This is a genomic window from Pseudomonas fluorescens, from assembly GCF_000968015.1.
Lineage (GTDB): Bacteria > Pseudomonadota > Gammaproteobacteria > Pseudomonadales > Pseudomonadaceae > Aquipseudomonas > Aquipseudomonas fluorescens_W.
Genome location: NZ_LACH01000051.1, coordinates 34,583 through 46,559, shown reverse-complemented (window position 1 = coordinate 46,559; position 11,977 = coordinate 34,583). Strand labels below are relative to the sequence as shown.

At 58.5% G+C, this 11,977-nt stretch carries 11 protein-coding genes; 7 read left to right on the top strand and 4 right to left on the bottom strand.

Annotated features, from left to right (window positions below; translation table 11 throughout):
- Window positions 1-35 precede the first annotated feature (35 nt).
- Genes VD17_RS21850 through VD17_RS21840 form a run of 3 tightly spaced genes read right to left on the bottom strand, consistent with a single transcriptional unit; the run spans window position 36 to window position 2,188 of the window.
- Window positions 36-350, bottom strand: coding sequence for an RnfH family protein (locus tag VD17_RS21850; RefSeq protein WP_046055614.1), 315 nt, complete (start codon window positions 348-350; stop codon window positions 36-38).
- Complete coding sequence (locus tag VD17_RS21845; protein ID WP_046055613.1) at window positions 343-777, bottom strand: type II toxin-antitoxin system RatA family toxin; 435 nt, start codon at window positions 775-777, stop codon at window positions 343-345. The genes VD17_RS21850 and VD17_RS21845 overlap by 8 nt, the downstream gene beginning before the upstream one ends.
- Before the next feature lie 7 nt (window positions 778-784).
- The gene (locus VD17_RS21840; protein WP_046055612.1) at window positions 785-2,188 is read right to left on the bottom strand and encodes a sodium-dependent transporter; all 1,404 of its coding nucleotides are present in this window, start codon (window positions 2,186-2,188) and stop codon (window positions 785-787) included.
- Between the two features lie 118 nt (window positions 2,189-2,306).
- On the opposite strand from VD17_RS21840, the gene smpB reads away from it, so the two are divergent.
- On the top strand, window positions 2,307-2,789 hold the full coding sequence (gene smpB / locus VD17_RS21835) for an SsrA-binding protein SmpB (RefSeq protein ID WP_008149046.1): 483 nt from the start codon (window positions 2,307-2,309) through the stop codon (window positions 2,787-2,789).
- 131 nt (window positions 2,790-2,920) lie between these two features.
- On the opposite strand, the gene VD17_RS21830 is transcribed toward smpB, so the two are convergent.
- Window positions 2,921-3,688, bottom strand: a complete 768-nt coding sequence (locus VD17_RS21830; RefSeq protein ID WP_008149047.1) for a GntR family transcriptional regulator — start codon at window positions 3,686-3,688, stop codon at window positions 2,921-2,923.
- 262 nt (window positions 3,689-3,950) lie between these two features.
- On the opposite strand from VD17_RS21830, the gene VD17_RS21825 reads away from it, so the two are divergent.
- The 6 genes from VD17_RS21825 to VD17_RS21800 all read left to right on the top strand — a co-directional run bounded on the left by VD17_RS21825 (window position 3,951) and on the right by VD17_RS21800 (window position 11,948).
- Window positions 3,951-5,642 carry a lactate permease LctP family transporter gene (locus tag VD17_RS21825; protein WP_046055611.1) on the top strand — a complete coding sequence of 564 codons (1,692 nt, stop codon included), beginning with the start codon at window positions 3,951-3,953 and terminating at the stop codon, window positions 5,640-5,642.
- 151 nt (window positions 5,643-5,793) lie between these two features.
- Complete coding sequence (locus VD17_RS21820; RefSeq protein WP_046055610.1) at window positions 5,794-6,618, top strand: (Fe-S)-binding protein; 825 nt, start codon at window positions 5,794-5,796, stop codon at window positions 6,616-6,618.
- Complete coding sequence (locus VD17_RS21815) at window positions 6,615-8,069, top strand: LutB/LldF family L-lactate oxidation iron-sulfur protein (protein WP_046055609.1); 1,455 nt, start codon at window positions 6,615-6,617, stop codon at window positions 8,067-8,069. The genes VD17_RS21820 and VD17_RS21815 overlap by 4 nt, the downstream gene beginning before the upstream one ends.
- On the top strand, window positions 8,069-8,740 hold the full coding sequence (locus VD17_RS21810; protein WP_046055608.1) for a LutC/YkgG family protein: 672 nt from the start codon (window positions 8,069-8,071) through the stop codon (window positions 8,738-8,740). The genes VD17_RS21815 and VD17_RS21810 overlap by 1 nt, the downstream gene beginning before the upstream one ends.
- Window positions 8,737-11,556, top strand: coding sequence for an FAD-binding and (Fe-S)-binding domain-containing protein (locus tag VD17_RS21805; RefSeq protein WP_046055607.1), 2,820 nt, complete (start codon window positions 8,737-8,739; stop codon window positions 11,554-11,556). The genes VD17_RS21810 and VD17_RS21805 overlap by 4 nt, the downstream gene beginning before the upstream one ends.
- 119 nt (window positions 11,557-11,675) lie before the next feature.
- A complete protein-coding gene (locus VD17_RS21800; RefSeq protein ID WP_046055606.1) occupies window positions 11,676-11,948 on the top strand; it encodes a hypothetical protein in 273 nt (90 codons plus the stop codon).
- The last annotated feature ends 29 nt before the right edge of the window (window positions 11,949-11,977 follow it).

Here is an 11,977-nt window from a genome sequence, read left to right as displayed (position 1 = left end):
TGACCATACATTTTATTGCCCAGCGTTTGAGCGAATCACTGATTCCGGGTTTTGGCCTCGGCAGCCTTGGCTGCGCGCAACCGACGAACTTCTTTCGGATCAGCCAGTAATGGTCGGTATAGCTCGATGCGATCTCCAGCCTGGACAGGATGCTTGTCCGGATCAGCGATCACTTTACCGAAGATCCCCACCGGGCAACTGGCCAGATCCAGCTCGGAAAACGCCTCGCCGATGCCTGACTTCAGCAAGGCCGCACGCACGGTTGTTCCTGCCGGTACCGACACCGACAGGAGCACCTGACGATCAATGGCGGCATACACCACCTCAACGTCGATCATGGCCTCAACCATGCATCTGCTTGGCGCGCTGGCAGAAGGCATCCACCAGCGTATTGGCCGCCTGATTGAACAACGGCCCCAAGGTCGCGCGAACAATCGGACCGGCGTAATCGAACGACAGATCCAGGCTGATCTTGCAGGCTTTCTCGCCCAACGGCTTGAACACCCAGACGCCATGCAATTGATTGAACGGGCCTTCCTCGAGGTTCATCTCGATTGAATGCCCAGGCACCAGCGTGTTGCGCGTTACGAAATGCTGGCTGAGACCGCCCTTGGCCACACCGACGCTAGCGCGCATATGTTCAGGAGAACTCTCCAGGACATCGGCCGATGAGCACCATGGCAGAAATTCCGGGTAACGCGCCACGTCGTTGACCAGGTCATACAGCGCTTGTGCCGGATACGGCAGCAGGGCCGAACGTTGAATGTGTGTCGTCATGTCAGCGTCACTTCCACAGCTGGGCGGCAAACACTACGAGAATGCCGATGGGCGCTACATAGCGCATCAAGAACAGGGACAGGGCGAACAATACGGGGCTGCGAATCGACAACTCGTCGCGTACCGCTTCACGCCCCATCACCCAGCCAGCAAACACCACGAAACACAAACCACCGAGTGGCAACATGATCCGCGAGGTGAAGAAATCGATCACACCAAAGAAGTCCAGGCCACCGGCCGCACCCCATTGATAGAGGTGGAACATCCCGCCTTCGTTCACGAAAAATTTGGCTTCCTTCCAGATATTGAAGGAAAACACCGTGCCCAGACCGACGAACCAGCAGATGAATGCCAGCCAAAAGGTCACCCAGGCGCGGCTGACTTTCGTGCGCTCAACCAAGTAAGCCACCATCGGCTCAAGCAAGGAAATCGCCGAGCTCCAGGCTGCAATCGCTACCAGCACGAAGAACACTACGCCCATCAACTGGCCGAACGCTACGTTACCAAAGGCAAAGGGCAGGCTGACGAACATCAGGCCAGGGCCCTCGCTCGGGTTCAGGCCTGCGGCGAACACGATCGGAAACAATGCCAGACCAGCGACCAGGGAAACGAAGGTATCGAGCAGTGCCACGCCGACGATGGTGCCGGAAATCGATGAGTTCTTCGGCATGTAGGCGCCGTAGATCATGATCGAACCGACGCCCACGCTCAGGGAGAAGAACGCATGCCCCATAGCGGGCAGTAAACCGTCGAGGACCTTTTCCGGGTGGAAGTCGAACATGAAGTGCACGCCGTCCATGAAATGGCCGGTCGTCATGCTGTAACCCAGCAGCACCAGAATCATCACAAAAAGTAGCGGCATCATGATGCGCAGACTGCGTTCAAGACCGGCAACTACACCTTTTGCAATGACTACAGCCGACAGCAGCATGAAAATCGTGTGCCAAAGTGTCAGCCTCCAGGGGTCGGCGATCACATTGCCAAAGTACGCGCCGACCTGATCCGGCGTCACCCCCTGGAAGTCGCCACGGCCCATGTCGATGATGTAATCCAGCGACCAGCCGCCGACCACACTATAGAAAGACAGAATCAACAACGCCGTGATCATCCCGGCAAATGCGCCCCAGGACCACTTCGTCGAATGCCCGGCTTCCAGCGCCAACACCTTCAGGGCGTTGGCCGGGCTATGCCGTGCACGGCGACCGATCAGGGTTTCGGCCAGCATGACCGGCACACCGATCAGCGCGATACAGGCCAGGAACATCAACACGAAGGCGCCGCCGCCATAGAGGCCGACCATGTACGGGAATTTCCAGATACTACCCAGACCCACGGCCGAACCGGTCGCGGCGAGTATGAAGACCCAGCGGCTAGCCCAACTGCCGTGGACAGAAACCTTGTCTGTCGACATCGTTATCACGCCCAAGCGTTCAAAAAAGAGGCCGCATTGTCCGGGATTCAATCAACCTGCTCAAGCACGTAGCGATACCGTAGCCGACTCGCGTGCAACTCCCTATAATGCCGCCCCTATGGCTAAACAGAAGAAACACCCAACAGGGACCATCGCGCAGAATAAAAAGGCGCGACACGATTACTTCATCGAGCACAAGTTCGAGGCTGGTCTGGTCCTGGCCGGCTGGGAAGTAAAAAGTCTGCGGGCAAGCAAGCTGCAACTGGTTGACAGTTACGTGCTGCTCAAGGATGGCGAAGCCTGGCTGCTCGGCAGCCACATTACGCCGCTGATGACCGCCAGCACCCACGTCATCGCTGATCCGACCCGCACCCGAAAATTGCTGCTCAACCGGCGCGAGCTGGAAAAGCTGGCCACGGCCGTGCAGCAAAAAGGTTACGCCTGCGTGTGCCTGTCCTGGTACTGGAGCAAGCACATGGTCAAGTGCGAGATCGCTCTGGGCAAGGGCAAGAAGGAATACGACAAGCGTGATACCGAACGCGAACGCGACGCCGGTCGCGAGTTGCAGCGTGCGGTGCGCAACAAGGGCAAGGAAGATTAATTCGCTTTTTGCCTGAGACCGCCATCGCGAGCAAGCTCGCTCCCACATTGGATTTGTGAACGACACAATACAAATGTGGGAGCGAGCTTGCTCGCGATGGCGATCGCACAAACCACCACAAAACTCACTGACTACATCCCTTTGCGCCGCTCCGCCCGAGCCATGCGCTGTACTTCCTGACGCACTTCTTCCAGCACTTCCTGCACATACAAGATATGTCGGCTGGAGACTTCCCGCGCCTGCTCGGCCCGTCCTTCGATAATCGCCAAGTACAACTCACGATGCTGGGTAATCAGCATGTCGCGGGTTTCCGTACGCTGCTTGTACATCCCGCCGATGTTGGTCACCACGTTACGCTTGAGCAAATCGAACAACCCGCGAATGGTGTGCAGCAACACCGCGTTGTGACTGGCTTCAGCAATTGCCAGGTGGAATTTCGCATCCGCCGCCCCCTCTTCCGCCCGACTTACCTCGTCGTGACGCGTATAGCAGTCCTGCAATTCATTGAAGGCCGCGGTCAATCGCTCGCGATCAACATCCGTCGCACGCATGGCTGCGTAATAGGCGCAGGAGGCTTCCAGGGTGTGACGAAATTCCAGCAGGTCGCGCTGCGCTTCAGGGTTGCTTTCCAGCAGATGCAGCAGCGGATCACTGAAGGTTGACCCCAGCGACTCCACCACATAATTGCCGCCACCCTGGCGACTGACCAGCAAGCCCTTGGCCGCCAGTTTCTGAATCGCTTCGCGCAACGAAGGGCGTGACACGCCGAACTGCTCGGCCAACGCACGTTCGGCCGGCAAGCGCTCACCCGCCTTCAGCGTGCCCTCGAGAATCATCCCCTCGAGCTGCTCGACAATATCGTCAGACAAACGGCGCTGACGAATTTGATCAAACCCCATAACTCATTTCTCCACGATCCCGACGGCTCGCCGGGGTCTCTATTCTGGCCTATCAGGGCTGTGTCAGCACCTGCCAGACGGCATTTGGTCGAGCAGACCAGATGACTGCTGCACCACGTATTCGACAAAAGTTCTAGGACGGCAAATTGACACATCGCCTACAAGGCTTTTACCCTAGCCAACAGCGATTGTAAATTGGTATTACCAATTATCCAAGAACGCTGACCAGTGCCTGACCAACAACAATTAGGGGCCACCCCATATGCAAACCTGGCAACAGCTCTATTCTCCGCTCGGCAGTCTCGGCGTGTCCGCGCTCGCGGCCGTTATCCCCATCGTGTTTTTCTTCCTGGCATTGGCCGTGTTCCGACTCAAAGGACACGTGGCCGGCAGCATCACGCTGGCCTTGTCCATTGCCGTGGCGATCTTCGCCTTCCAGATGCCGGTCGACATGGCCTTCGCCGCCGCCGGCTATGGTTTCGCCTACGGTCTGTGGCCGATTGCCTGGATCATCGTGGCGGCGGTATTCCTCTACAAACTGACGGTCAAGAGTGGTCAGTTCGAAGTGATCCGCAGCTCGGTGCTGTCGATTACCGACGACCAGCGCCTGCAAGTGCTGCTGATCGGCTTCTGCTTCGGTGCCTTCCTGGAAGGTGCAGCCGGTTTCGGTGCGCCGGTCGCGATTACTGCCGCCCTGCTTGTTGGGCTGGGCTTTAACCCGCTGTACGCCGCTGGCCTGTGCCTGATCGCCAACACCGCGCCGGTTGCCTTCGGTGCCTTGGGGATTCCGATCATCGTCGCCGGGCAAGTGACCGGTATCGACGCGTTCAAGATCGGCGCCATGGCCGGTCGGCAACTGCCATTGTTGTCGGTGTTCGTGCCGTTCTGGCTGGTGTTCATGATGGATGGCCTGCGTGGAGTTCGGGAAACCTGGCCTGCCGCACTGGTGGCCGGTTTGAGCTTTGCCGTCACCCAATACTTCACTTCGAACTTCATTGGCCCGGAGTTGCCGGACATCACCTCGGCGCTGGTCAGCCTGATTTCTCTGACCCTGTTCCTGAAAGTCTGGCAGCCAAAACGCGCCGCAGGCGCACACATCGTCGGCGCCGTCTCGGCTTCCGTGGTGGCCAGCACCGGTGGTTTCGGCCAGAAGCGCACCACCGTGGCTTCGCCTTACAGCTTGGGGGAAATTTTCAAAGCCTGGTCGCCGTTTCTAATCCTCACCGTGCTGGTCACGATCTGGACGCTGAAACCGTTCAAGGCCATGTTCGCTGCAGGTGGCTCGATGTATAGCTGGGTGTTCAACTTCGCTATCCCGCACCTGGATCAAATGGTGATCAAGATCGCACCGATCGTGACCGCACCGACGGCGATGCCGGCGGTGTTCAAACTCGACCCGATTTCCGCGACCGGCACGGCGATTTTCTTCTCCGCGCTGATCTCGATGCTGGTACTGAGGATCAATATCAAAACTGGTCTGACCACTTTGAAAGAGACCTTCTACGAGCTGCGCTGGCCGATTCTGTCCATTGGTATGGTGCTCGCCTTTGCCTTCGTCACTAACTACTCGGGCATGTCCTCGACCATGGCGCTGGTTCTGGCTGGCACCGGCGCAGCCTTCCCGTTCTTCTCGCCGTTTCTCGGCTGGCTGGGCGTATTCCTGACCGGTTCCGATACGTCGTCCAATGCGCTGTTCAGTTCTCTGCAAGCGACCACTGCACACCAGATCGGTGTGAACGATGTGTTGCTGGTTGCTGCGAACACCAGCGGTGGCGTGACCGGCAAGATGATCTCGCCACAATCGATCGCCGTCGCCTGCGCCGCGACCGGTCTGGTGGGCAAGGAATCGGATCTGTTCCGTTTCACCCTCAAGCACAGCCTGTTCTTTGCAACGATCGTCGGCTTGATCACGCTGGCTCAGGCCTACTGGTTCACCGGCATGCTGGTGCACTAAGTACTACACGATAAAAAGCAAAAACCGACGCCGGACCACGATTCCGGCGTCAGCTATTCACTACCTGGTCTGTAAGGCTGCTGAAAGCTTGTCTCTCTATATTCAGCAGCCTCAACAGACGGATAACCGGGACAACCCGGAGACACGCCTGATGAGCGAGCTTTTTTACAACGCTGTGCCGAATGCGACCCGCGTCGCCCCGCCACTGCCCGAGCCTCGGCAATACCCCAGCGAGAAACCATCACGGGTCTACCTGTTCGGAACTTGCGTGGTGGATTTGTTCTACCCTGAAGCCGGGATGGACGCGATTCACTTGCTCGAACGCGAAGGCATTCGTGTCGAGTATCCGCAGGGGCAAAGCTGCTGCGGGCAACCGGCCTACACCTCGGGTTACACCGAGCAGGCGAGGACCGTGGCACGCTCGCAACTGGCGCTGTTTGCCGGGGACTATCCAGTGGTGGTGCCATCGGGGTCGTGTGCCGGGATGTTGCGCGAACACTACGCCGACTTGTTCAAGGACGAGCCGGACACGCTGAAACAGGTTCAGGCGCTGGCTGCCCGGACTTATGAACTGGCCGAATTTCTGTTGTTTGTCTGCAAGGTGCAGCTCAAGGACAGTGGCGAGCCAATCAAAGTAGCGCTGCACACGTCGTGCTCGGCACGCCGTGAAATGAACACCCACTTGCATGGCCGTGAGTTATTGGCGCAGTTGAGCAACGTGGAGCGAGTCGACCACAACCATGAAAGTGAATGCTGTGGCTTCGGTGGGACTTTCAGCGTCCGTATGCCAGACATTTCCGGCGCGATGGTGGCTGACAAGACCCGCTCATTGAAGGAATCCGGCGCGCACAAGGTACTGAGTGCCGACTGCGGTTGCCTGATGAACATCAATGGCTCGCTGGAGAAACAGAAGGAAGCGTTGCGCGGCCAACACCTCGCCAGCTTCCTTTGGCAGCGAACCGGAGGTGTTCTATGAACGCTTCCGCGATTATTCCTACGGTTGCCGTAGAAGAAGATTTCCGCACCCGTGCTCACAAGGCGTTGGATGACAAGCAACTGCGAAATAACTTTCGCACGGCGATGGATTCGCTGATGACAAAACGGGCAGCGTCCTTCAGCGATGCCCACGAAAGAGAACATTTGCGAGTGCTGGGCAATGCTGTCCGCGCCCGTGCTTTATCCAAGTTGCCCGACCTGCTTGAGCAGCTTGAACAGAACCTGACCCGCAACGGTGTGACAGTGCACTGGGCGGAAACGGTGGACGAGGCCAATGGCATCGTCCTCTCGATCATCCGCGCTCACGAGGGGCGGCAAGTGATCAAGGGCAAATCGATGGTCAGCGAAGAGATGGAAATGAATCATTTCCTCGCTGAACAGGGCATTGAATGCCTGGAATCGGACATGGGCGAGTACATCGTCCAGCTCGACCACGAGAAGCCTTCACACATTATTATGCCGGCGATCCACAAGAATGCCGGTCAGGTCGCGTCCTTGTTCCACGACAAACTTGGCGTGGAATACACCAAGGACGTTGACCAACTCATTCAGATCGGTCGCAAGGTCTTGCGGCAGAAATTCTTCGAAGCGGACATCGGCGTCTCCGGCGTCAACTTCGCCGTGGCCGAAACCGGCACCCTGCTGCTGGTGGAAAACGAAGGCAACGGGCGCATGACCACCACCGTGCCACCGGTGCACATCGCCGTCACCGGCATCGAAAAAGTCGTGGAAAACCTGCGCGATGTGGTGCCGCTGCTGTCACTGCTGACCCGCTCAGCCCTCGGCCAGCCGATCACTACTTACGTCAACATGATTTCCGGCCCGCGCAAGGAACATGAACTCGACGGCCCTCAGGAAGTGCACCTGGTATTGCTCGACAACGGTCGCAGCCAGGCCTTCGCCGACAGCGAATTACGCCAGACCCTGAACTGCATCCGCTGCGGCGCCTGTATGAATCATTGCCCGGTCTACACCCGAATTGGCGGTCACGCCTATGGGGAGGTTTACCCTGGGCCTATCGGAAAAATCATCACCCCGCACATGGTCGGCCTGGCGAAAGTCCCGGACCACCCGAGTGCCTCGTCACTGTGTGGCGCCTGCGGTGAAGTCTGTCCGGTAAAAATTCCGATTCCGGCGCTGCTGCGGCGCCTACGGGAAGAGAACGTCAAAGCACCGGACAACCCGCATCAGATCATGCGCGGCCAAGGCAGCAAGTATTCGCGCAAGGAACGCTTTATCTGGAACGCCTGGGCCAGGCTCAACAGTTCACCTACGCTCTATCGTCTGTTCGGCTTTTTCGCCACGCGCCTGCGTGCGCTGACGCCGAGCAACATCGGCCCCTGGACGCAAAACCACAGCGCACCGAAACCCGCTGCCCGCTCACTGCATGATATGGCCCGCGAGCATCTGGCCAAACAGGGAGATCGCTGATGAGCGCCAAGCAAAATATCCTCGCCAAATTGCGTAAAAGTCTGACGGGCACCACGCCGGTGCCTGACGAGTTCGACGTCGAACTGGTGACAGCGCCCTATACGTACACCGCAGAACAACGCATCCCGCAGCTGCGCAAACTGATGGAAGCGGTGCATACCGAAATCCATCTGACGTCCGGCGAAGGTTGGACTTCGTTGCTTGCTCAGTTGTTGCGGGACCGTCAGCTGCCGAGCTTGTTGATCGCACCGACTACACCGCACGGGCAACGCGTCACTCAGCACTGGGCGAAAATTCCTGATCTGCCAACGCTCAAGTCCTACGACCGTCCGGTTGAAGAATGGAAGACCGAATTGTTCAACGACACGCCGGCCAGCCTGACCGGCACACTGGGTGCAATCGCCGCCACAGGTAGTCTGATAATCTGGCCGACGCGGGAAGAACCGCGACTGATGAGCCTCGTGCCGCCGGTGCATTTCGCCCTGCTCAAGGCCAGTGAAATCCGCGACAACTTCTATCAAGTGCAGCAGGAGTTCGAGTGGGCCCAAGGCATGCCGACCAATGCCCTGCTGGTGTCCGGCCCGTCAAAAACCGCTGACATCGAGCAGGTCCTGGCCTACGGCGCTCACGGTCCGAAAGACCTCGTGGTCATGATCCTGGAGGACCAATGAATCTACCCGCGGCTTTCCTGCGAGATGCGCAGCAACTGATTCCCCAGGAGCGACGTTTCGACGATCCGCTGTCGACCTTGGCCTTCGGCACCGACGCCAGTTTCTATCGGCTGATTCCGAAACTGGTGATTCGTGTCGAGTCCGAAGATGAAGTGGTTGCGCTGCTCAAACTGGCGCAACGGGATAAAGTCCCGGTGACCTTCCGCGCCGCCGGCACCAGCCTGTCCGGCCAGGCCATCAGCGACTCGGTGTTGATCGTCCTGGGGGATAACTGGAACGGTCGCGAGATTCGCGGGCAAGGTACGCAAATCCGTCTGCAACCGGGTGTGATCGGCGCACAGGCCAACGCATGGCTGGCACCGTTCGGGCGCAAGATCGGCCCGGACCCGGCGTCGATCAATGCCTGCAAAATCGGCGGTATCGTCGCCAACAATGCCAGCGGCATGTGCTGCGGCACCGCGCAAAACACCTATCACACATTGGCTGGCATTCGTCTGGTGCTGGCCGACGGCAGCCGTCTCGATACCGAAGATGCGGCCAGTGTTGCGGCGTTTCGTGAGAGCCACGCTTCGCTGCTTGAACGTCTGGCAACGTTGGGCCGCGAGACCCGCGCCAATGCCGAACTGGCGGCGAGAATTCGCCACAAATACCGTCTGAAAAATACCACCGGGCTGTCACTGAATGCGCTGGTGGATTTCGACGAGCCTGTGGATATCTTGAGCCACTTGCTGGTGGGCTCCGAAGGCACCCTTGGCTTCATCAGCGCGGTCACTTACGACACGGTAATCGATCATCCGAACAAAGCCTCGGCACTGATCGTATTCCCGGATGTGGAAACCTGCTGCAACGCCGTTACCGTGCTGAAAAGCCAACCGGTGTCGGCCGTGGAACTGCTGGACCGACGCAGTCTGCGTTCGGTGCAGGACAAACCCGGCATGCCCACTTTCGTACAACAGTTGTCGAACAAAGCCTGCGCGCTGCTGATCGAATCCCGCGCCGCATCGTCCACATTGCTGCAGGAACAACTGGCGCACATCATGGCGTCGCTGACCTCGTTCCCGGTGGAAAAACAGGTCGACTTCACCGAAGACCCGGTGGAAAACGCCCGGCTCTGGGCGATCCGCAAAGACACCTTCCCTGCCGTCGGCGCCGTGCGTAAAACCGGCACCACGGTGATCATCGAAGACGTGACCTTCCCGGTGGAACAACTGGCCATCGGCGTAAACCGCTTGATCGAGCTGTTCGACAAACATCACTACGACGAAGCGATCCTTTTCGGACACGCGCTGGAAGGCAATCTGCACTTCGTCTTCACTCAAGGCTTCAACAACCCGGAAGAAGTCGCACGCTATCAGGCGTTCATGGACGACGTGGCACAGTTGGTGGCAGTGGAGTTCGGCGGCTCGCTGAAAGCCGAACACGGCACCGGCCGCAACATGGCGCCTTTCGTCGAACTGGAGTGGGGCAGCGATGCCTACCAGTTGATGTGGCAGCTTAAACGTCTGCTCGACCCCAACGGCATTCTCAACCCGGACGTGGTGCTCAGCGAGGATCCGCAGGTCCACCTCAAGCACCTGAAGCCGTTGCCGGCCGCCGATGAGATTGTGGATAAGTGCATCGAGTGCGGCTTCTGCGAACCGGTCTGCCCCTCTAAAGGCCTTACCCTGAGCCCGCGCCAGCGCATCGTGATCTGGCGTGACATTCAGGCGAAGAAACGCGCTGGCGTGGACACCACCGAACTCGAAGCCGCTTACGAATACCAAGGCATCGACACCTGCGCCGCCACCGGCCTCTGCGCGCAGCGTTGCCCTGTAGGAATAAACACCGGCGAGCTGGTGAAAAAGCTCCGTAGCCGGAAGGCAACTCATACGAAAACCGCCAATTGGCTGGAAGGTAATTTCGCCACTGCGTTGCAAGGCGCGCGGTTCACCCTGCACGTGGCCAACGGTGCGCGAATGCTGTTGGGGGCGCCACGACTGGCAAAGCTTTCGGCAACGTTGACGCGCCTATCCAAAGGTCAGGTCCCGCAATGGACCAACGCCATGCCGCAACCGGAAAAAGCCATTCGCTTCAGCCCGACTGTGTCGGACGAACGCCCTCGAGTGGTGTACCTCGCGGCCTGCGTGTCGCGGGCAATGGGCCCGGCAGCGGGTGATAAAGAGCAAATGTCGCTGTACGACAAAACCCGAGGGCTGCTAGAAAAGGCCGGTTATCAAGTGGTCTTCCCGGACAATCTGGACAACCTCTGCTGCGGGCAACCATTCGCCTCCAAGGGCTACGCCGAACAGGCCGAACACAAACGCCAGGAACTGATCGGCGCCTTGCTGCACGCCAGTCGCGGCGGGCTCGACCCAATCTACTGCGACACCAGCCCCTGCACCTTGCGCCTGGCCCAGGACTTGGGCGATGTGCGCCTGGACCTTTACGACCCGGTGCGTTTCATTCGCACGCATCTGATGGATCGTCTGGATTTCACGCCGCAGGAAGCGCCAATCGCAGTGCACGTCACCTGTAGCACCCAGCACCTTGGGGAAAGTCAGGCGTTGATCGATCTGGCGCGCAAGTGCAGCAAAAACGTGGTTATCCCTGAAGGCATTCATTGCTGTGGGTTTGCCGGCGACAAGGGCTTTACCACGCCAGAGCTGAACGCTCATTCACTGCGCACGCTCAAGGATGCGGTTCAGCAGTGCAGCGAGGGGATTTCTACCAGCCGCACGTGTGAGATAGGTCTGACGCAACACGGTGGAATTGATTACCACGGGCTAGTCTATTTGGTGGATCGGGTAACGCAGGCGAGGGTTGTGCAAGAAAAATAGAACCCTGATGCGCTGCCATAGTCCTCAGAATAAGCCCGGACGTTACCGGGCTTTACCCAAACTCGGCAACCCGTCCTGATGGCCAGCGATGCCTGGACCCTCAGTTCAAGGAGATACTCATGAAACGTTCTGTACTGTTAGGTCTGTTCGTTACTGTCTCGCTGATGGCGTCCACCTCGTTTGCCGCCGAAGACCTCTGTGCGGTCAACTTGAAAACCATCGAAAATGCCAAGGCACAGACTCCTCCGGAGATGGCTGATCAGGTAATGGACAGCGTCAAGAAAGCCCAAGCCGATCAGGCAAAAGGCACCAAGGAAGGGACTGATGACTGCATTGCTGAGACCGAACAAACTATCCAGGAAATCAAGAACGCGAACAAAGGTGCGAAGTAATCCAGCACATGGCCAACCTTCGGGTTGGG